The organism is Cognatiluteimonas profundi, from assembly GCF_009792795.1.
GTDB classification, from domain to species: Bacteria; Pseudomonadota; Gammaproteobacteria; order Xanthomonadales; family Xanthomonadaceae; genus Cognatiluteimonas; species Cognatiluteimonas profundi.
The window spans coordinates 44,632-65,986 of record NZ_VKHQ01000001.1; the positions used below are offsets into that span (position 1 = coordinate 44,632).

At 68.3% G+C, this 21,355-nt stretch carries 17 protein-coding genes and 1 tRNA gene; 12 read left to right on the top strand and 6 right to left on the bottom strand.

Translation table 11 applies throughout. The features are described from left to right. Positions 1 to 11 precede the first annotated feature (11 nt). The gene (locus tag GST15_RS00240; RefSeq protein ID WP_159015250.1) at positions 12 to 1,079 is read right to left on the bottom strand and encodes a L,D-transpeptidase; all 1,068 of its coding nucleotides are present in this window, start codon (positions 1,077 to 1,079) and stop codon (positions 12 to 14) included. Between the two features lie 37 nt (positions 1,080 to 1,116). Then, positions 1,117 to 1,599, bottom strand: coding sequence for a flavodoxin family protein (locus GST15_RS00245; protein ID WP_159015251.1), 483 nt, complete (start codon positions 1,597 to 1,599; stop codon positions 1,117 to 1,119). Positions 1,600 to 1,836: 237 nt separating this feature from the next. Here GST15_RS00245 and GST15_RS00250 point away from each other — a divergent pair, with 237 nt between their 5' ends. After that, entirely contained in the window at positions 1,837 to 2,283 is a 447-nt protein-coding gene (locus GST15_RS00250) for an Hsp20/alpha crystallin family protein (RefSeq protein WP_159015252.1), read from the top strand. A 123-nt stretch (positions 2,284 to 2,406) separates the two neighbouring features. Here the strand turns inward: GST15_RS00250 and GST15_RS00255 are convergent, their stop codons facing one another. Further along, on the bottom strand, positions 2,407 to 4,413 hold the full coding sequence (locus tag GST15_RS00255) for a protein-L-isoaspartate(D-aspartate) O-methyltransferase (protein WP_159015346.1): 2,007 nt from the start codon (positions 4,411 to 4,413) through the stop codon (positions 2,407 to 2,409). A 222-nt stretch (positions 4,414 to 4,635) separates the two neighbouring features. Between GST15_RS00255 and GST15_RS00260 the strand changes: the two genes are divergently transcribed. From GST15_RS00260 to GST15_RS00280, 5 genes are all read left to right on the top strand, one after another. Continuing rightward, positions 4,636 to 4,712 (top strand) — tRNA-Arg (locus GST15_RS00260). A gap of 98 nt (positions 4,713 to 4,810) precedes the next feature. Beyond that, positions 4,811 to 6,346, top strand: a complete 1,536-nt coding sequence (gene amaB / locus GST15_RS00265; protein WP_159015253.1) for an L-piperidine-6-carboxylate dehydrogenase — start codon at positions 4,811 to 4,813, stop codon at positions 6,344 to 6,346. Positions 6,347 to 6,359: 13 nt separating this feature from the next. Further along, positions 6,360 to 7,418, top strand: a complete 1,059-nt coding sequence (locus GST15_RS00270; RefSeq protein ID WP_159015254.1) for a quinone-dependent dihydroorotate dehydrogenase — start codon at positions 6,360 to 6,362, stop codon at positions 7,416 to 7,418. A 13-nt stretch (positions 7,419 to 7,431) separates the two neighbouring features. Then, positions 7,432 to 8,469: a UDP-N-acetylmuramate dehydrogenase gene (murB, locus tag GST15_RS00275; RefSeq protein ID WP_159015255.1), complete on the top strand. Its 1,038-nt coding sequence runs from the start codon at positions 7,432 to 7,434 to the stop codon at positions 8,467 to 8,469. After that, entirely contained in the window at positions 8,463 to 9,374 is a 912-nt protein-coding gene (locus GST15_RS00280; RefSeq protein WP_199268684.1) for a DMT family transporter, read from the top strand. Before murB ends, GST15_RS00280 begins: the two co-directional genes overlap by 7 nt. Position 9,375: 1 nt before the next feature. Here GST15_RS00280 and GST15_RS00285 read toward each other — a convergent pair whose 3' ends face one another. Continuing rightward, on the bottom strand, positions 9,376 to 10,119 hold the full coding sequence (locus GST15_RS00285) for a phosphatase PAP2 family protein (RefSeq protein ID WP_425482171.1): 744 nt from the start codon (positions 10,117 to 10,119) through the stop codon (positions 9,376 to 9,378). A gap of 22 nt (positions 10,120 to 10,141) precedes the next feature. Beyond that, a complete protein-coding gene (ispG, locus tag GST15_RS00290) occupies positions 10,142 to 11,410 on the bottom strand; it encodes a flavodoxin-dependent (E)-4-hydroxy-3-methylbut-2-enyl-diphosphate synthase (protein ID WP_159015257.1) in 1,269 nt (422 codons plus the stop codon). 22 nt (positions 11,411 to 11,432) lie between these two features. Between ispG and xseA the strand changes: the two genes are divergently transcribed. Further along, entirely contained in the window at positions 11,433 to 12,782 is a 1,350-nt protein-coding gene (gene xseA, locus GST15_RS00295; protein ID WP_159015258.1) for an exodeoxyribonuclease VII large subunit, read from the top strand. Between the two features lie 82 nt (positions 12,783 to 12,864). Beyond that, positions 12,865 to 14,301, top strand: a complete 1,437-nt coding sequence (locus tag GST15_RS00300) for an aldehyde dehydrogenase family protein (RefSeq protein ID WP_159015259.1) — start codon at positions 12,865 to 12,867, stop codon at positions 14,299 to 14,301. A 15-nt stretch (positions 14,302 to 14,316) separates the two neighbouring features. On the opposite strand, the gene GST15_RS00305 is transcribed toward GST15_RS00300, so the two are convergent. Further along, positions 14,317 to 17,262: an EAL domain-containing protein gene (locus tag GST15_RS00305; protein WP_159015260.1), complete on the bottom strand. Its 2,946-nt coding sequence runs from the start codon at positions 17,260 to 17,262 to the stop codon at positions 14,317 to 14,319. Between the two features lie 133 nt (positions 17,263 to 17,395). Here GST15_RS00305 and GST15_RS00310 point away from each other — a divergent pair, with 133 nt between their 5' ends. The 4 genes from GST15_RS00310 to GST15_RS00325 all read left to right on the top strand — a co-directional run bounded on the left by GST15_RS00310 (position 17,396) and on the right by GST15_RS00325 (position 21,285). Further along, positions 17,396 to 17,989 (top strand): RNA polymerase sigma factor, encoded by a 594-nt coding sequence (locus GST15_RS00310; RefSeq protein WP_159015261.1) that lies wholly within the window; start codon positions 17,396 to 17,398, stop codon positions 17,987 to 17,989. Then, positions 17,986 to 18,843, top strand: a complete 858-nt coding sequence (locus GST15_RS00315) for a hypothetical protein (RefSeq protein ID WP_159015262.1) — start codon at positions 17,986 to 17,988, stop codon at positions 18,841 to 18,843. Before GST15_RS00310 ends, GST15_RS00315 begins: the two co-directional genes overlap by 4 nt. Further along, a complete protein-coding gene (locus tag GST15_RS00320) occupies positions 18,840 to 19,448 on the top strand; it encodes an IMPACT family protein (protein ID WP_159015263.1) in 609 nt (202 codons plus the stop codon). Before GST15_RS00315 ends, GST15_RS00320 begins: the two co-directional genes overlap by 4 nt. Before the next feature lie 82 nt (positions 19,449 to 19,530). Then, positions 19,531 to 21,285, top strand: a complete 1,755-nt coding sequence (locus tag GST15_RS00325) for an ABC transporter transmembrane domain-containing protein (protein ID WP_159015264.1) — start codon at positions 19,531 to 19,533, stop codon at positions 21,283 to 21,285. Positions 21,286 to 21,355 lie beyond the last annotated feature (70 nt).

Below are 21,355 nucleotides of genomic sequence, written 5' to 3' on the forward strand. Positions count from 1 at the left end.
TGCATGTCATTTCATTCCGGTTCCTTCGCGCCGGTCCCTTCCGACGACTGGTCTGCCTGCATCAACGGAAGATCCTCGCGCTTGCTGCCGGCTTGCGTCGGATCGTCGGTGACGACCAGCGTCGTGCCCGGGACCAGCAAGTCATAGACGTTCCTGGCGAAGGACGGCGGTATGGACAACTGCCCGGCGGCGACTGCCTGTCGCAGCGTGTTCCCTGCCGGCTCCGCGCCCTGGTCGAGCGGCACCCGCATCCAGCGCAGCGACGGGCGCCCCGGCACGAGTCGGCTCATGCCATCGTCAGTGCCGCCCAGCAGCACATACACCTGCGTTCCCGGCAACGCACCGGGATCCAGTTCCACCGGGGCACGGCCAATTTCCACGGCGTTGCGCATGACGACGATGTCCCGGTCGTGCGTGCTCAGCACGATGGTCACCGGCCCGCTGCTGGCGCGTTCCGGCGCCCAGGTAAACGTGTCGCCCGCAAGCGGCGGCTCCTCCACGCGCGGCGAGCCGGTGCGCGGATCCACCGGCGCGAACAGTCCCGGATAAGCCACGCCCGGACCGCCAAGGCTTTCATCGGCAACCACGACGGTCATGCCCTGGCTGGTCAGGCGGAACAGTTTCTCCGCGAACGCATACGGCAGGCGGATGCATCCGTGCGATGCCGGATAGCCCGGCACATTCCCGGCATGCAGGGCCACGCCGTCCCAGCTCAGGCGCTGCATGAAGGGCATCGGCGCGTTGTCGTAACGGTTGGAGAAATGCTCCCGATGCTTCTGCAGGATGCTGTAGACGCCAGCCGGCGTATCGAAGCCGGGGCGGCCGGTGCTGACGTTGGCGACGGCGATGCGAACACCATTGCGGTAGACGTACGCAAGCTGGGCCGGCAAGCTGACCACGATGACGACCGGCCCGTTCGGGGCGAGTTCCGGCATCCACACGTAGCCGGCGTCGGCCAGCCGTTCGGCCAATGGCGCTGCCGGCATCGCCGACGGCGGTGCGGGCCACATCGACACCATCACCAGCAGCACCAGCGCCGCGGCCCTGCGCAGCGGCGGGCACCGTGTGTTTGTGGTCATGGCGACCTGCTCATCCATGGATCGCCATCCTGCTCCATCAATGGACGGTCGACACGCGCTGGGTGAATGAAGACAGGTCCTTGCGATGGCTGGCCGGCGACAGGTGCTCGGCGTCCACCACCAGCGTCGCTTCCGGCTCCCGCCCGCATAGCAGGCGCAGGTCCGCGAACGCCGTGTCGGCCCCGCGCCCGCCCTCGGTGCAGAAGAAGGCAACGTGCGGTGCGGTGGATGCGTATCGCTTGGCATAACTACGCACCGGGGAGGCCATGCGCCCGGCCCAGACCGGCCCGCCGATCAACAACACCTGGTAACGGCCGGGCTCGTGCGTGATGGGCTGTATGGGCGGCTCGCGCCGGGCAACGGCATCGAACAGCGCACGCATGACGCCGATCGGTCCATGGCGGGGATGCGGCTCCTCGATCTCCTCGATGTCCGCGCCGATCGCATCGCGGAGTTCGTTGGCGATGGCGCGCGTTTGCCCACCCATGGAGTAGTACGCGATCAATGTATTCGTGTTCATCGTGGGGCCTCCTGGTGCAGCCTTTGTCGACCACGTCGTCATCATCCGACCGCGGCGGTCAAGGCGAGTTGATGCAGGTCAAGGCCCTGGTGCGCACGCGAACCCGGCAGTCGCGCACGGCGGTCGGCGCAAGCGTTGACCCTGATCAACATGGCTTCGCGGCAACGCCCGACAGTGGTGTCCAGTCATCGACGTTGGAAATCCCGCCCAACGCGTTGCAAACCAGGAGAACCACCCATGGCATTGCTTCCCACCACATGGAACCCGCTGCGCCAGCTGACGCGGTTCGATCCCCTGACCGACCTCGAAGAGGCATTTCGCGGCTTCGGCAGGCAATCCCTGTCGCGCCAGTACCAGGACATGATGGAGATGCGCATGGACGTCACCGAGGACGATACGTCCTACTACGTCAACGTCGACATCCCCGGCGTCAACAAGGACAACATCGACGTCGCCGTGCAGGGCAACACCGTGACGATCAATGCGCAAGTCGAGCGCGAGAAATCGCGGGAGACGAAAAAAGAGGTCTACAGCGAACGCTTCGCCGGCAAGGCTTATCGGTCGTTCTCACTGCCGACCGACGTCGACAGCACCAAGTCCGAAGCCAGCTATGACGGCGGCGTGCTGAAGCTCAAGCTGCGCAAGCTCACGACCGACACATCGCGGCACCTGTCGATCAACTGACGCCGGCGCCCGGCAGTCGATGGTTGCCACTGCCTCCGCCGCCCGGTCGTGGACCGGGCGGCGGGTTCGGTGGCAACATTGTGTACGCAGGTCGCGTCGCCGACTCGCATCGCCGACAAACCGCTAGACGCCGAATGGCCAGGTTTCCGGGACGCCGCGTCCGTGCTCGTCGGTCAGCGGCGTGATCGCGGTCGTGCGATCGAACCAGACATACGCATCGAACTGGCGGGGCAGCTGCGCATCCGTGTAGTGGCTCCAACGCTCGGTGTGCGGACGGTAGATGACGCCGATGAACCGTTCGAGTTGCGACTCCGTCAGTCGCTCGCGCAATTCCGGATGTTGTCCGCTGCGCAGGTCGACCAGGCACCGCTCCACCCCGGCGCCATGGAACAGGCGCTCGTAGCTGCCGGCCAACGACGGATTCACCCGCATCACCTGCATGGGCTCGTCCCAGTTGCTGGCCGCGGCAACGGTTCCCTGGTCGGTTCCGAAACCGATCAGCGCGGCCTGGTCGCCGAACTGCTGGCGGCACAACTGGCCGATGTTCAGCTCCTCGCGCAGCTGGCCCATCTCCGTGTATCGCGCATCGCCGATGTGCGAGTTGTGCGCCCACACCACTGCCCGGCTGTCGGCGCCGCCGGCATCCAGCAGGTGCTGCAACGTGCGGAACATGTGGGTATCGCGCAGGTTCCATGACTCGGCCGAGCCGTAATACATCGCGCGGTAATAGGCCTCCGCGTCGCGCACCAGGCGCGCGTTCTGCTCGGCGTCGAAGAAGCTCTCGCCATCCTTCAGGCTGTATTCCAACCGTTTGGACAGCAACGACTGCAGCATTTTGGTGACCGCCTCCTCGCAGACCGCGTAGCCCGCGGTCAGCGCCATGTGGCCGTATTGCGCCGGCTCCTTTGACCAGGGCGTCAGGCAGCCATAGCGACGGCGGGCGATCGTCGCGGCCTCGGGATCGACGCTGTCCAGGTAGGTGATCACGGCGTGGATCGACGTATTGAGGCTGTAGAGGTCCAGTCCGTAGAACCCCGCCTGCCGGTCGCGCGGCAGGGGCTCGTTGTGCTGGCGCATCCAGTCGATGAAGCGGTCGACATCGGTGTTGCGCCACATCCATGTCGGGAACCGCTGGAATGCAGGTTCCGGCGGGCGCTTGGCCGGCGCGACCCGGACATAGCGGTCGATGCTGGCGGCGTCGGGCCAGTCGGCCTCGACGGCGACGATGCGGAACCCATGCGTTTCCACCAGCCGACGCGTGATGGCATCGCGGGCGCGATAGAACTCCGACGTCCCATGGCTCGCCTCACCCAGCAGCACCACCCGCGCGTCGGCGAAGCGGTCGAACATCTTTCCGAACGCGGGGTCGCTGAAGTCGGGCAGCGGCTCGGCTGCCGCGCGGATCAGCCCGTGGATGCCCTGGCTGACGTCGCCGCGGCCACGAACGCGCCTGGCCGGCTCGGCCATGGTCACCGGTGCGTCATCGCGCCAACCGTGCTCGCCGATCAGCGGCACGAAGCGCACCGCGCCCAGTTCCTTCTGCACGAAGCGATCGTTTTCGGTGCGGGTGACCAGCACCAGCCGCTGCTGGTCGCGGGTGCTGCCGATCGGCATCGCCAGGCGGCCGCCGGGAGCGAGCTGCTGCAGCAGCGCATCGGGCACCGACGGGCCACCGGCGGCGGCGAGGATCGCGTCGAAGGGGGCGGCTTCGGGCCAGCCACGCGTGCCGTCACCGACCCGCACCTGGATGTTGTCGTAGCCCAGTCGCTCGAAGCGTTCGCCGGCAAGCCTGGCGAGCTCCGGCACCCGCTCGATCGCGTAGACCTCCTTGGCGATGGCAGCCATGACCGCGGATGCATAGCCGGATCCGGCGCCGATCTCGAGCACGCGCTCGCCGGGACGGATGCCCGCTTCGGCGATCATCAGCGCGACGATGTACGGCTGTGAAATCGTCTGCCCGGCCTCGATCGGCAGCGGCGAATCCTCATAGGCGAATTCGCGCAGGGATGGCGCCACGAACTCCTCGCGCGGCACCTGGCGCATGGCGGCAAGCGTGTAGGGGTCGCGGATGCCGCGGTCGGCGATCTGCCGCTGGACCATGCGTTCGCGTTGCAGGTTGGGATCCAACATCACGGGGCTTCTCCTCCGGCGCGCCTGCCCGCCATGCGCGATGGCGGGAAGTCGACCCGCTGCGCTGGCGAAGTGCGCCATGCGGCCCTGCAATACAGGTGCAGGGCGATGATCCTGACGATACCCGCGCGCGGTGAAGGCAAGGCGACGGGAAGCCGCCGCGACGACGGCCGCGGGCCGCTTTTTGGAAGCACAACCCATTCATGCGAAAATTCCGGGATTGGCCCCGTAGCTCAGCTGGATAGAGCGGTCCCCTCCTAAGGGACAGGTCGTGCGTTCGAATCGCGCCGGGGCCACCAGGCTGCCGTCCCCCACACGCTCCGTGCATGTCCGCGCGGGCTTTCCAGATGCATGCCCTGAACCGGCACGCCAAGACAACACTTCCAGGAGTTCCAGCATGTCGCACCCCGTCCTCACCGCACTCGGCCTGAGCGGCACCGAATCCGGCACCTACCTGGGCGCAGGCAAGTGGTCCAGCACCTCCGACGCCGGCCTGCTGGAGCCGATCAATCCCACCGATGGCAGCGTGCTGGCACGCGTGCAGGCTTCGTCGGCCGACGATTACGAAACCATCGTCGAGCGCGCCCAGGCCGCGTTCAAGGTGTGGCGGACGACGCCGGCGCCACGTCGCGGCGAAGCCGTCCGCATCTGCGCCGAGGCGCTGCGCACGCACAAGGATGCGCTCGGCTCGCTGGTCGCGCTGGAGATGGGCAAGAGCAAGCCCGAAGGCGACGGCGAAGTGCAGGAGATGATCGACATCGGCGAATTCTCGGTCGGCCTGTCGCGCCAGCTGTACGGCCTGACGATGCATTCCGAGCGCCCCGGCCACCGCATGTACGAGCAGTGGCAGCCGCTGGGCCTGGTCGGGATCATTTCCGCATTCAACTTCCCGGTCGCGGTCTGGGCGTGGAATGCCTTCGTCGCCGCCGTGTGCGGCGACATCTCGATCTGGAAGCCGTCGCCCAAGACGCCGCTGTCCGCGATCGCCGCGGTGAAGATCTGCAACGACGCGCTGCGCGACGCCGGTTTCCCGGACATCTTCTTCCTGTTCAACGATGCCGGCAGCGAGCTGGCGCAGGCCTTCGTCGACGACAAACGCATCGCGCTGGTCAGCTTCACCGGTTCGACCAAGGTCGGTCGCATGGTCGGTGAACGCGTGGCCCGTCGCATGGGACGCTCGCTGCTCGAGCTGGGCGGCAACAACGCGATCATCGTCGACGAGACCGCCGACCTGAAGCTCGCGATCCCGGCGATCGTCTTCGGCGCCGTCGGCACAGCCGGCCAGCGCTGCACGTCGACGCGGCGGTTGTTCGTGCACGAGTCGATCTACGACGACGTGCTCGCGCGACTGGTCACCGCCTACGGCCAGGTCGAGAAGAAGATCGGCGATCCGACCGATCCGGCCAACCTCATGGGCCCGCTCAACAGCCGCGACGCCGTGCAGGGATTCCTGGATGCGGTCGAGAAGGCGCGCGCCAGCGGCGGCACCATCCAGAGCGGCGGCACGGCGATGACGGATCGCAAGGGCAACTTCGTATTGCCGACGCTGGTCACCGGGCTGTCCAACGATGCCGAGGTGGTGCAGACCGAAACCTTCGCGCCCATCCTCTACGTGATGAAGTATTCGACCCTGGACGAAGCGATCGCCCTGCAGAACGCGGTTCCGCAGGGACTGTCGTCGTCGATCTTCACCACCAACCTGAAATCGGCCGAGGCATTCCTCGCCGCGTCCGGATCCGACTGCGGCATCGCCAACGTCAACATCGGCACGTCAGGTGCGGAGATCGGCGGCGCATTCGGCGGCGAGAAGGAAACCGGCGGCGGCCGCGAATCCGGATCCGATGCCTGGAAGGCCTACATGCGGCGGCAAACCAACACCATCAACTATTCCGATGCGCTGCCGCTGGCGCAGGGCATCAAGTTCGACCTCTAAGGACCGACCGGACATGTACGGCCTCGTACGACCGTTCCTGTTCGCAATGGAACCCGAGCGCGCCCATGCGCTCACCTTGGCGTGGCTGGAAACCGCCCATCGCTCGGGCCTGACCCGCGCGCTGGGCAGCCGTCCGGCGCCCTACCCCACGCGCACGCTCGGGCTGGTGTTTCCCAATCCGGTCGGGCTCGCCGCGGGCCTGGACAAGAACGGCGCGCACATCGACGCCCTGCTCGACCTGGGATTCGGTTTCGTCGAAGTCGGCACGGTCACGCCGCGACCGCAACCGGGCAATCCCAGGCCGCGCATGTTCCGGCTGCCTGAGTCGGAGGCGGTCATCAACCGCCTTGGCTTCAACAACGATGGCGTCGATGCACTCGTGCGCAACGTCGCCAGGGCGCGTCGCAAGCAGGGATTGCTGGGCATCAACATCGGCAGGAACAAGGACACGCCGAACGAATTCGCCGAGTCCGACTACCTGTTCTGCCTGGAGCGCGTGTATCCGCTCGCCGACTACATCACCGTCAACATCTCCTCGCCCAACACCGCGGGCCTGCGCGAACTGCAGGAGGAGCAGGCGTTGCGGCGACTGGTCGGCAACCTGCGCGACGCGCAGGAGCGACTGGGCGCGCAACACGGCAAACGCGTGCCGATGCTGGTGAAGGTCGCCCCCGACCTGTCGGACGACGACATCGAGGCCGCCGCGCGCGTGCTCGGTGACCTCGGCGTCGATGGCGTCATCGCCACCAACACCACGACCGCACGCACGGCAATCCCCGATGAACCGCTTGCGCGTGAAACCGGTGGCCTGTCCGGCGCCCCGCTGATGAACAAGTCGACCGCCGTGCTGCGCATGTTGCGCACCCGGCTGCCGGAGAACATTCCACTGATCGGTGTCGGCGGGATCCTGTCCGGCGCCGACGCGGCCAAGAAAATGGCGGCCGGGGCGACGCTGGTGCAGCTCTACACCGGGCTCATCTACCGCGGTCCGCAGTTGATCGGCGAATGCGTCGAGGCGATGCGCCGCCGCAAGGAAGCACCCAGCCGCGGCAACGTGCCGCCGCATCACTAGCGCGCGCCGGGACATGGCTGGTTACCGGCTCATCGAAAATGCGCGGCTCGATGCCCGCAACACATTCGGGGTGCCGGCACGGGCGGGTTTGCTGGTGGAAGTCGCCGATACGGCATCGCTGCCGGAGCTGTTCGGCTATCCGATGCTGCGTGACGGTCCATTGCTGGTCCTCGGTGGCGGCAGCAACCTGCTGTTCGCGGGCGACCCGGAAGGCGCCGTGCTGTCGATGTCGTCGCAATCGATCCGCATCGTCGCCGACGACGGCGAGGTCGCGGTGGTGCGCGCCGATGCCGGCGTGGAATGGCACACGCTGGTGCTCTGGACGCTGGGGCATGGGCTGTCCGGCCTGGAGAACCTTGCGCTGATCCCGGGCACCGTCGGTGCCGCGCCCATCCAGAACATCGGCGCCTATGGGGTTGAAGTCGGCGAGCACGTCGCGGTGGTCGAGGCATTCGAGCGCCAGCCCGCGGCCACGGTCCGGCTGGATGCCGCGGCATGCGCGTTTGCCTATCGCGACAGCGTGTTCAAGCGCGAACCCGATCGATACCTGGTGACGGCCGTCGAATTCCGCCTGTCGCGCGCGCCACGCCTGACGCTGTCCTACGCCGGCCTGGGCGATGAACTGCAGGCGATGGGCATCGATGCACCGACTCCCTCCCAGGTCGCCGAGGCGGTGTGCCGCATCCGCCGGCGCAAGTTGCCCGATCCCGCCGTGCTCGGCAACGCGGGCAGCTTCTTCAAGAATCCGCTGGTGGCGGCGACGGTAGCCGGCGCGCTGAAGGCCGCGCATCCCGCCCTGCCGGTCTTCCCGGGTGGCGGCAACACGATGCGCAAGCTGTCGGCGGCGTGGCTGATCGACGCCTGCGGCTGGAAGGGCTTCCGCGAAGGCGACGCCGGGGTGTCGGCGACGCATGCGCTGGTGCTGGTCAACCACGGCCGGGCGACCGGCCTGCAGCTGCTGGATGTCGCACACAGGATCGCCGCTTCAGTGCATGAGCGCTTCGACGTGGCGCTGGAACCGGAACCTCGCCTGGTCGGTGCGCGCTGGTGACGGCCGGGCAACCGCGATTCGCGCGGGCGGCCGCATTGATGCTGGCCAGCACGATTTCCTTCGCCTTGATGGCGGTGATGATCCGGGTGGCGTCGGCGACGTTGCCGACGTTCGAGATCGCATTCTTCCGCAATGCGTTCGGCTTGCTGGCGCTGCTGCCGGTGTTGCTCCACGGCCGCGCGCCCTTGCGCACGCGGCAACTGCCGCGTTACCTGGTACGCAGCGTGATCGGCATGGGTTCGATGCTGTGCGGCTTCTGGGCAATCGGCAACCTGCCGCTGTCGCAGGCGATCTCGCTGTCGTATTCCAGCCCGCTGTTCGTCACCATCGCCGCGGTGGTGTGGCTGGGAGAGCAGGTGCGCTGGCGTCGATGGGCGGCCGTCATCGTCGGCTTCATCGGCGTGCTGGTGATCGTGCGACCGGGTTCGAGCGGCTTCACGGCCGCATCGCTCGTCGCGATCCTGGCAGCGGTGCTGACCGCAGTCGTCGCCATCCAGATCAAGCAGCTGTCGCGCGTGGATCCGGCCGATACGATCGTCTTCTACACCTACCTGTTCTGGGTGCCGCTATCCCTGCTGCCGGCGCTGTTCGTCTGGCAGTGGCCGCACGGCATCGCGTGGCTGTGGCTGGCCAGCATCGGCGTGCTGGGCACCGGTGGACAGGTGTTGTGGACCCGCGCCCTGCGTCTCGGCGACGTGTCGGCGCTGACGCCGATCAGCTTCATGCAGCTGCCGATCGTGGCGGTCGCCGGCTACCTGCTGTTCGCCGAGCGCATCAGTCACTGGACCCTGGTCGGTGCCGCGATCATCTTCGCCGCCAACGCCTACATCGCGCATCGCGAAGTCAGCCTCGCGCGCGTCGCCGCCACCAGCGCGCCGAGCCAGGCAGCCATTCCCGGCGAGTGACTCAGCCCGGCCGATTCGGTCCGGGCACCTGCCACGGGCGCAACGTGCCGTAGTACACGAGTCCATACACGCCCACGACCCAGGCGCACGCGGCCGACCAGCCGGCGAGGATGTCGGACGGGTAATGCACGCCCAGGTAGAGCCGCGACAGGCCCACCATCAGGACGAATGCGCCCATCAGCAGCGCCACGGGCCAGCGCCACGACCACCCTGACTTCGTGCGCACGTTCCAGCACAGCAGGATCACGACCATGGCCAGCGTCATCGATCCCATCGCATGGCCACTGGGGAAGCTGTATGTGGTTTCCGCGGGTGCGATCGACCGCCACAGGTCGGGCCTGGTGCGCGCGAAGGAATGCTTGGCCGCGAGGTTCAGCAGCAGCGAGCCGCCGATCGACACGATGGCGAAGACGCCCTCGCGCATCCGCCGCCACAGCACCAGCGCAACGATCAGGATCGCATCGACCGGAACCACGCCCCAGGCGTAACCCAGCGCGGAGAACAGCACGAACAGGCGATCCAGCTGCACGGATGCGATGCCATGCACCGCCTGCAACACCGGAACGTCGAATGCGAATGCCTCGCCCTCGTGCAGGGCATCGGCCATCGCACCAAACGCCCACAACGGCGCCAGCAGTCCGAGGAAGACCAGCAGCAGGCGCCAGCCATGTGCGCGCAGGAAGGCCGCGCCCAGGCGCCCTTGCTGCTTGACGACATGCGCGGCCTCGGCCGGCGATTCCGGCAGCGGCGGCACCGCTGTGGTGATGTCAGCCGGACCCGTATCGGCGCTGGACATACGTGTCGATGATCCCGACGAAGTCGGCGGCGATGGTATCGCCGCGCAGGGTGACGGACTTTTCACCATCGATGAACACCGGCGCCGCCGGTGCTTCGCCAGTGCCCGGCAACGAGATGCCGATGTTCGCGTGGCGCGATTCGCCCGGCCCGTTGACCACGCAGCCCATCACCGCGAGCGTGAGATGCTCGGCGCCGGGATGCGTGATCTTCCATTCGGGCATCTTCGCGCGCACGTGTTCCTGAACCGTCCGCGCGAGCTCCTGGAAGAATTCCGACGTGGTGCGGCCGCAACCCGGGCAGGCAGTGACCATCGGGGTGAACGCGCGCAGGCCCATCGTCTGCAGCAGTTCCTGGGCGACGACGACTTCCTGCGTACGCAATCCACCGGGATCGGGCGTGAGCGAGATGCGGATCGTGTCGCCGATGCCTTCCTGCAGCAGCACGGCCAGTGCTGCCGTCGAGGCGACGATACCCTTGCTGCCGATGCCGGCCTCGGTCAGGCCAAGGTGCAAGGCGAAGTCCGAGCGGCTGGCGAGATCGCGATACACCGCGATCAATTCCTGCACGCCACTGACCTTGCAGGACAACACGATGCGCTCGGCCGGCAGGCCCAGTTCGACCGCACGCGCCGCGGAATCCAGCGCCGAGCGGATCAGCGCTTCGCGCAGCACGTGCGCGGCTTCCCACGGTTCGCTGCGCGTGGCGTTCTCGTCCATCAGGCGCGTCGCCAGCGACTGGTCGAGCGATCCCCAGTTGGCACCAATGCGGACCGGCTTGTCATGACGGATGGCGAATTCGACCAGCTGCGCGAACTGCGTATCGCGTTTTTTCCCGAAGCCGACGTTGCCCGGGTTGATGCGGTATTTCGCCAGCGCCTCGGCGCACGCCGGCTCACCGGCCAGCAGCTGGTGTCCGTTGTAATGGAAGTCGCCGATCACGGGCACCTCGATGCCCATCATCCGCAGGCGCTCGACGATCCTGGGCACCGCCGCCGCCGCTTCGGGCGTGTTGACGGTGACCCGCACCATCTCCGATCCGGCCCGCCACAAGTCGGCGACCTGTCGCGTGGTGCCGGCGACATCCGCGGTGTCGGTGTTGGTCATCGACTGCACCGCGATCGGCGCGCCGCCGCCGACGGTGACGGCGCCGATGCGGACCTGCCGCGTCAGGCGCCGCGGCGCCGGTCCGGACACGAATGCGCAGGGCGCAATGGCCGGTGCAATGCTCTCGTTGCTCATCCCCATAGTTTAGTCTGGCGCGGTGAATGCGACCCCCTCCCGCGACCGCGACATCCTGACGCCGAGCCAGCTCAATACGCTGGCGCGCGACCTGCTGGAGGGCGCCTTCCCGCTGATCTGGGTCGAGGGCGAGCTCAGCAGCGTGTCCCGGCCCGGCTCCGGGCATCTGTACTTCAACCTCAAGGATGCCCGCGCGCAGGTGCGATGCGCGCTGTTCAAGCCAAAAAGCACGTGGTTGACGTTCGTTCCGCGCGACGGCCTGCGCGTGCTGGCCCGCGGCCGCCTGACCCTGTACGAGGCCCGCGGCGACTACCAGCTGGTGCTGGACCACATGGAGGAAGCCGGCGAAGGCGCCCTGCGCCGCGCCTTCGACGAACTGCGCGCGAAGCTCGCGGCCGAGGGCCTGTTCGCGAGCGAGCGCAAGCGTCCCCTGCCCCCGCATCCGCGACGCATCGCGGTCATCACCTCGGCCAGCGGTGCCGCCGTGCGCGATGTCCTCAGCGTGCTGGCCAGGCGCTATCCGCTGCTTGAGGTCGACGTGTTGCCGGTCCTGGTCCAGGGCACCACGGCTGCCGCACAGATCACCGCCATGCTGCGACGCGCGGCGGCCAGCGGCCGCTACGACGTGTTGCTGCTGACCCGCGGTGGCGGCTCGCTGGAAGACCTGTGGGCATTCAACGACGAACACCTGGTCCGCGCGATCGTGGCATCGGCAGTGCCGGTGGTCTCGGCTGTTGGCCACGAGACCGATGTCAGCCTGGCCGATTTCGCCGCGGACCTGCGCGCGCCCACGCCGTCGGCTGCCGCGGAACTGCTGGTGCCCAGCCAGGACGACCTGCATCGCCGCCTGCGCACGCTGGCCGCGCGCCTGGCCAACCTGCAGCAGCAGCGCCTGCGCGGCGCGATCCAGCGGGCCGATCGCGCGTCGATCCGCCTGCATGGGCTGCGGCCACAGGCGCGGCTGCAGCTGCTGTGCCAGCGGCAGGCGGAGGGCCTGCGGCGGCTCGCTGCCGCATGGCAACGCCGACTGGACCGCGAGCGCGCACGCCTGCGGCATGCCGATGCGGTGCTGCGTTCCGCGCATCCGTCGCGGCGGCTGGCGCGCCTGCAGGCGCGCGTCGAAGGCCTCGGCCCACGGAGCCGGACCGCCATCGCACGCCGCCTGTCGGGCGATGCCCTGCGCCTGCGCGCGCTGGCGCGATCGCTGCATGCGGTGAGCCCGCTGGCGACGGTTGCCCGCGGCTACGCCATCCTGCAACACGATGACGGTCGCATCGTCCGCAGCGTCCTCGACGCGACTCCCGGCGACGCCCTGGATGCGCGCCTGAGCGATGGCCACCTGCGGGTGCGCGTGGAAGATCCGACGCACTGAGTGAAATCACCCCGGTGTTCCCGCGCCAAAGGGGACCCGCGCTTCACGACCCTTGCCGCAGGCTGATCCAAGGAGGCAGCACATGCTCAGCCAGACATATCCGTACTACCTCGCCAACCGACCGGTTGCGGCCAACTGCGACCTCGCCGTCACCGACAAGTATTCGGGCGATGTCGCCACGCGCGTTGCCTTCGCCGACGCCGACGCCATGCGCGAAGCCATCGGCCGCGCCTCCGATGCGCGGGCGGCAATGGCCGCCTTCCCGCCCGACGCACGACGCGATGTCCTGGAACATTGCGTGCGACGTTTCGGCGAGCGCCAGGACGAGCTGGCGATGGCGTTGTGCATCGAGGCCGGCAAGCCGATCAAGGATGCGCGCGGCGAAGTGGCGCGACTGATCGACACCTTCCGCATTGCCGCCGGGGAAGCCACGCGCATCGATGGCGACGTGATCGAGCTGCAGGTCTCGCCGCGCACGCGCGGCTACCGTGGAATGGTCAAGCGCGTGCCCGTCGGCGCGTGCGCGTTCATCACGCCGTTCAACTTTCCGCTCAACCTGGTGGCGCACAAGGTCGCGCCGGCGATCGCCGCGGGTTGCCCGTTCGTGCTCAAGCCGGCCGCCAAGACACCAATCGGTGCGCTCATCATCGGCGGGATCCTGTCGGAGACGGATCTGCCGGAAGGCGCGTTTTCCATCCTGCCGTGCTCCAACGACGATGCCGGCCTGCTGGTCGAGGACCCGCGCATCGCACTGCTGAGCTTCACCGGTGGCATGGTCGGCTGGGAGCTGAAAGCGCGCGCCGGCCGCAAGCGCGTCACCCTCGAACTCGGCGGCAATGCAGCATGCATCGTCGACGCCGACCCCGGGCAATCGCTCGATGCCATCGTCGCGCGGCTGGTCTCTGGCGCGTATTACCAGTCGGGGCAAAGCTGCATCAGCGTGCAGCGCATCCTCGCCCACGCGGACATCCATGCGCAGCTGTGCGACAAGCTGCGGGCCGCCATCGCCGCGTTGCGCATGGGTGATCCGCGCGACGAAGACGTCTTCATCGGCCCGATGATCGACGTCGACGCGGCGACACGCGTTCAGGACTGGATCGATGCCGCCATCGCCGCCGGCGCCACGCTGCTGGCTGGCGGCAAGCGCGACGGCGCATTCGTCGCGCCGTCGCTGCTCGCCAACGTGCCGCGCGACTGCGACCTGTACCGCAAGGAAGCATTCGGTCCGGTGGCATGCATCGAATCCTTCGTCGACTTCGACGATGCGATCGCCCGCGTCAACGACAGCGATTTCGGGCTGCAGGCGGGCGTGTTCAGCGGAAGCCTCGCGCACGCCATGCGTGCATGGGACCGGCTGGAAGTCGGCGGCGTGATCGTCGGCGACGTGCCGAGCTTCCGCGTCGACAACATGCCCTATGGCGGCGTGAAGGGTTCCGGGATCGGACGCGAGGGAATCGCCAGCGCCATCGCCGACATGACCGAGCCCCGATTGCTGGTGATCCGCGATCGCCCGGATTGAGCGCTGGCTGTCCCGTCAGGCCAGCGGAACCGTGCCCCAGGTCGCTTCTTCCTGCGGCTTGCCGAGCAGGTAGCCCTGGCCGAAAAGACATCCCAGCTCCATCAGCGTGTCGCGCTGGACGACCGTCTCGATGCCCTCGCCGATGGTGTCGATGCCCAGCGTCACGGCGAGCGCGAGGATGGCACGAACCAGCGCAAGGCTTTCGGCGCGCGTTTCCCCATCGAGACCGGCGACGAAGCTGCGATCGATCTTCAAGGCCTGGATCGGGAAGCGATGCAGGTAGGACAGCGCCGAGAAGCCGGTGCCGAAGTCGTCCAGCAATGCGAGTACGCCGCGCTCGCGCAACACGTTGAGCATGCGCAGCGCGCGCGGAGCGTCGTCGAGCAGCGCAACCTCCGTGATCTCGATGCGCAACCGCCGCGGGTCCGCGCCGGCGGAATCCAGCATCCCGAGCAGGCGTTCGGCGAAGTCGTCGGATCGGAAATGCTTGGGCGACACATTGATCGACACGTAGCCGTCGCCCGGCTGGCGCAGCCAGCCCATCACCCGTTCGTACAGCAGCCAGTCGACCTGCTCGATCAGGCCGCTGTCCTCGCCGACGCCGACGAACTCGCCTGGCGGCAATGCGCCGTGGAGTTCGTGGTTCCAGCGCAACAGCGCCTCGTGGCCCATGATCTTTCCATCGGTCAGCCGCACGATCGGCTGGAAATGCGGCATGAACGCATCGCTCAGGATGGCGCGGCGCAGGTCGGCTTCCAGGTCGAGCAGGCGGATGGCGTGCGCGCGCATGGCCTCGTCGAACACCGCGCTGCGATCGCGGCCTTCCGCCTTCGCGCGGTACATGGCCGCATCGGCGTCGCGCAGGAGTTCCTCGCCCAGGCGGTAACGCGGTTGCCACAGCGCGATCCCGATGCTGGCCGAGGGAAACAACTCGCGCCCGCCAAGCCACAGTGGTTTCCCCAGCGACTCCAGGATGCGCGCGGCGAGGATCTCGCTTTCGCCGTCGCCTTCGAGCGTATCGACCAGGATCGCGAATTCGTCGCCGCCAAAGCGCGCGACCACGCCGCGTTCGCCCAGTGCGTCGGCAATGCGCCGTCCGACTTCCACGAGCATCTCGTCGCCGGCGGCATGGCCGATGCTGTCGTTGATGAGCTTGAAGCGATCCAGGTCCAGGAACAGCACGGCGAAGGAAGCGCCATCGAGCATGCGCGCCTGGCTGATCGCCTCGTCCAGGCGCTCCAGCAGCTGTGGCCGGTTGGGCAGGCCGGTCAGCGCATCGTGGCGCGCCTGGTGGGTCAGCCGCTGCTCGGCGCGCATGCGCTCGCCGATCTGGGCGCGCAGTTCGCGATTGGCGCCGGCCAGTTCCTGCGTGCGCGACTCGACGCGGAACTCCAGTTCCGAATGCGCGGCCTTCAGGTGTTCCTGCGTGCGTTTGCGCGCAAGCCCGCCACCGATGTGGTGGGCGACGAACGTCAGCAATTCCTGGTCGCGCGGGGTGAACATGATGTCGGATGTGTAGCTCTGCACCGCGATCGCACCCACGACCATGCTGTCGCGCACCAGCGGCACGCCCAGCCAGCAATGCGCCAGCGCGCCATGGCTGCGCACGCTGCCGAAGGCCTCCAGGTCCGCGATCCGCGCGCGGTCCGCCAGCAGGGCTTCGCCGTTGTCGATGACGAATTCGGTCAGCCCGTTCGCACGTCGGCGCGTGATGCGGTTGGGATCGCGCTCATCCACCGAATAGGGGAACTCGATGTCCTCGCCGCTGGACGTCAGCAACGCGATGTAGAAGTTGCGCGCATACAGCAGCTCACCGACCAGGCCGTGCACGTCGGCATAGAAACGCTCCAGGCTGCCGGCGGTCACCGACAGTTCGGTGATCTTGTACAGGGCGCGCTGCAGCCGCTCGGCACGCTTGCGCTCGACGATCTCGGCCTGCAGCACCAGGTTGGCCTGCTGCAATTCCAGCGTGCGCTCATCGACCCGGCGCTCGAGCTCGACCCGCGTGTGCTTGCGGTCCAGGGCCGTCTGGATGTGCTGGGCGACGTACTCCAGCAACGCCCGGTCCTCGTCGCTGTACAACCCGGGCCGGTCGTAGCTCTGGACGACGATTGCGCCGCTGACGCGACTGTCGCGTCGCATCGGAACGCCAAGCCAGTCAGCACTGTCCGGGCCGTGGCTCAGGTCGCCCTGCACGCCCAGTTCGCGACGCACCTGTGCAGATGGCCCCATCAGCGGCTCGCCGTAGTGCAGCAACGCCACCGTCAGACTGTTGGTCAATTCGCCGATCGGGATCTCGACATCCGATTCGGCGACGTAGGGATCCAGCGCGTCGGCGAAATACAGGAAGCGCACCGATGCCCGCACCTCGTCGTAGACCACGATGAAGAAGTTCTCGGCGTACATGAGTCCGCCGACCACGTCGTGGATGCGGCCGAGCATGTCGCGCATTTCCAGCGCGGAGCCCGCCAGGTCGGCAATCTCGTACAGGGCCTGCTGCAGGCGCTGGGATTTCTGCAGCGACGCGACCCGGGCCTTGGCATGCGTGGATTCCAGGGTCGCGGCGACCGTGCGCCGGGCCAGCGACAGCCAGTTCGAGCGCGCCGGTGGCGCCAACGGCTCGGCGAGCGTCGCGACAATGGCAATGCGGGTGTCGCCGGACTCCCAGGTCGAGTGGATCTCCGCGGCGGATGCGGCTGGCTGCCCGGCGTCCAGGCAGGTCTCCGCGTGGGCATGCAGCGGTTGGGAGGCGCCCATCGACGCCGACACCCCGTCCCCGGCCGCGGCATTGCGCCAGCGCACGACGATCGTCGAGCCTTCCGGCAGGGTCGCCGCCAGCGCATCGGCGAGGCTGTGCGCGTCCGTGTCCGAACTGTCGGTATCGCCCGTCCCCACGGGCGCCTCATCGGTGGCCTCCGCGAAGCGGGCGCCGTGATGGGCAACAATCGTTCCCCTGCTCATGGGCCGCAGGATAGCGCGCACGGGCGGGGGTGCGGGGAGCCGGCTGCGGCGCGGGACTAGCGGGCGGCCAAACCAAGCGTCCCAAGGGCTGGCGGGCTTCACCCGGCCAGCCGTACCGCTTAACCTGCCAACGATGGACACCTCCGTGGGCGACAGCACCCAGGCCAGCGATGAACGGCTGATGCTCGCCTGGGCAGCGGGCGACCTGCCGGCCTTCGAGCAGCTGTATGGACGCCACCGTGGAAGCCTGTACCGTTATCTGTTGCGCCAGCTGCGCAATCCGGCCGTCGCCGACGACGTGTTCCAGGATGTCTGGCAGCGCGTGATCATGGCGCGCGCGGACTGGAAGCCGGACGCCGCCTTCGCGACCTGGCTGTACCGGATCGCCCACAACCGGCTTGTCGATCATTGGCGCGCGCAGCGTTACCGGCCGCCGGCCCCTTCCGATGGCGACGAGCGCACCGCGCGCATACCCGATCCCGACACGCCCGAACGCACACTGTCCGAATTCGAACAACGGCGGGCCCTGCAACTGGCGCTTGACCAGTTGCCCAAGGACCAGCGCGAGGTGCTGTTGTTGCGCCTGGAACAGGAACTGACGCTGGAGGAAATCGGAATCGTCACTGGCGTGGGACGCGAAACCGTCAAGTCACGCCTGCGCTATGCGATGGACAAGCTGCGTGCGCGGCTGCCCGACTCCGCCCCCGACACGATGCAGCACCAATGACCAAGTCCCGCCTGACAGACCTGAGCCCCGAAGAGCGGACGCTGGCCGAGCAGCTCGCCCGTGTCGGTCCTCGCGCAGAGCCATCGCCGGCGCTGGACGCGCGCGTGATGGCGGCGGCCCGCGACGCATCGGACCGGGAACGCGAACCGTTGCGCAAGCATCGGCGCTGGCCGCTGGCTGTCGGCCTGGTCGCCTCGCTGGTGCTGGCGGTCGGCATCGCCTGGCGCGTGCGTCCATTGCCACCGAGCGGTTCGCCGGGTACGCCAGAGGTCGCAGGGCCCGTGTCCGCCAAGGGGCCCGCGCAGGCGCCACGGGAGTTCGCCACGCCAGCACCGGCCACTGGCGTGGCCGACACGGCGCCTGCCGTCGAAGCGGCAACCGAAGCCCGCTCGCCCAAGCCCGCCGCCGCCATTCGGGAAAAAGCCGCGGCGCCGACAGCCTCCGCGCCGGACATCGCACTCGACGTCCCGACCCCAGTCGAAGCACCCACGGCCCCGACGCCAGCGCCAGCGCCGCCGCCTCCGCCGGCACGGCCGGTGTCGCAGGCACAGCCGGCGCCCGCACCAGCCGCCAATGCCGCCATGGATGCGGCGCGGGTCCAGTCCGACGCTGGAAGCGACGAATCAGGAATGGCCGCCGAGGCCACGCCGGAGCCAGGTTCCAGCGACGAACCCATGGACGCGATGCCACCGGCGACCGCGGACGCCCCCGGCGTACGCGACGCCTGGCTGCTCCGCATCCGCACGCTCATCGACAGCGGCGACATCGCCGGCGGACGTCGCAGCCTGCGCGCGTTCGCCGAACGCTATCCCGAATACCCCCTCCCGGAAGACCTGCGCGCCCTGTTGCGATGAGCGACACCCTAGCGGCACCGGCCACGCACCTGCTCGAAGTTCGCCACAGCCGCTTCCTGGCGCAGGCCGCGCCGGCGGCATCGATCGATGCCGCGCTGGGGTTCATCGATCGGATGCGGCAAGCGGACGCCTCGCACAACTGCTGGGCCTACCGGATTGGCGACCTGTACCGGTCCACCGATGACGGCGAGCCCGCGGGGACCTCGGGCCGGCCGATCCTGGCGGCGATCGACGGCCAGGGCCTCGACCAGGTGGTGGTACTGGTCAGTCGCTGGTTCGGCGGCATCAAGCTCGGCGCCGGCGGCCTGGTCCGCGCCTATGGCGGCGCGGCGGCCGAATGCCTGCGGACGGCTGAGCGCCAACCACTGACGATCCCTTGCGAACTGCTGTTGCGGGCCGGCTTCGACGACATCGGCGCGGTGCATGCGGCACTGCAGGCGCACGGCGCCACGCCCGTGGAAGAAACCTTCGACAGCGACGGACTGCGACTTCGCGTGACGCTCCCACGGCAAGCGATGGACCCGCTGGTCGTCCGCCTGCGCGACGCCACCCGCGATCGCGTCCGCATCGAGGTGCCGCCGGGGAAGGCGCCGCCTCCGGGTTGACCGCGGGCGGACAAGCCCAAATCCCGGACACCACGGCGCGAGCGATGTCGCGTCATCAGCGCTGAACGTTCATCATGGCCGGATGACCACGACACCTCCATCCAAAGCCCCCATCGGCAGCCTGCGGGCGCTGTGGCCTTTCGTGCGGGCGCATCGCAACCTCTTCGTCGCCTGGTTGCTGGCGCTGGCGTTCTCCTCTTCGGCAACGCTCAGCCTGCCGGTCGCATTCCGGCGAATGATCGACCAGGGCTTCACCAACGGCGCCAACATCGACCGCGCGTTCCTGTTCCTGTTTGGCGTGGCGACGGTGCTGGCGCTCGCAACCGCTGCACGCTTCTTCTTCGTGTCGCTGCTCGGCGAACGCGTGGTGGCGGACATGCGGCAGCAGCTGTATTCGCACCTGATCGGCCTGGATGCCGGATTCCACGACCGCACCCGCAGTGGCGAACTCGTCTCGCGCCTGACCTCCGACGCCGAACTACTTCGCAGCGTGGTGGGTTCGAGCATGTCGGTCGCCTTGCGCAGCCTGATCACGGTGGTCGGCTCGATCGCCATGTTGTTCGTCACCAGCCCGCACCTGGCCAGCTTCACCCTGATCGGCATCCCGTTGGCCGTGTTGCCGATCGTGATCGGCGGCCGTCGCCTGCGGAAGATCGCCCGCGCCAGCCAGGATCGCGTTGCCGACGCGAACACGCTCGCGGCCGAAACCCTGGGCGCCGTGCGGACCGTGCAGGCCCACGCGCGCGAACCCTACGAGCGCGAGCGCTTCGGCCATGCACTGGAGGTTGCGGTCGCCACCGCGCGCAAGCGCATCCGCTCGCAGGCGGTGGTCACGGCCGTCGCCATCGTGCTGATCTTCGGCGCGATCACGCTGGTGTTGTGGTCCGGTGCGCATGACGTGGTGGCCGGGCGCATGAGCGCGGGCACGCTCGGCCAGTTCGTGCTGTACGCGCTGATCGGCGGTGGCTCGGTGGGCGCGCTGGCGGAAGTCTGGAACGAACTGCAGCGCGCCGCCGGTGGCATGGGACGCATCTCGGAATTGCTGGATGAGCCATCGGGCATCGTCGCGCCGGCCAATCCGGTCGCGCTGTCGAAGCCGGCGCGCGGCGAAGTCGCATTCGATCGCGTGACCTTCCATTACCCGATGCGGGAAGACCTGCCGGCGATCGAGGATTTCAGCCTGCATGTGCGCCCGGGCGAAACCGTGGCACTGGTGGGGCCGTCGGGGGCCGGGAAGAGCACGGTGTTTTCGCTGCTGCTGCGCTTCCATGATCCGAAGACCGGCGTGGTGTCGGTGGATGGCGTCGACGTTCGCCAGCTGGACCCGGCCGACCTGCGCGGCGCGATCGCACTGGTGCCGCAATCACCGACGATCTTCGCGACGACCGCCGCGGACAACATCCGTTACGGACGCCTGGAGGCGTCGGATGCGGACCTGCGCGCGGCTGCGCGCTCGGCCGAGGCGGAAGGATTCCTGGATGCCTTGCCCGAAGGGTTCGCGACCGAACTGGGCGAGCGTGGCGCACGCCTGTCCGGCGGCCAGCAGCAACGTATCGTGATCGCGCGCGCGCTGCTGAAGGACGCGCCGATCCTGCTGCTCGACGAAGCGACGTCGGCGCTGGACGCGCAGAGCGAGCGCGCCGTCCAGCACGCACTGGAGAACCTGATGGCCGGCCGCACCACGCTGGTGATCGCGCATCGGCTGGCGACGGTGCTGCGCGCCGACCGGATCGTGGTCATGGACCGCGGCCGGATCGTCGCCGAAGGCACCCACGACGCGCTGATGGCCGAGGGCGGACTCTATTCCGAGCTGGCGAAGCTGCAATTCCTGGACTGAGGGCCCATCCTCCGCGCTGGCCGCACGTGTCCGACTTCGGCGTTGTCCCTGCTGGGTATCCGTCCATCGG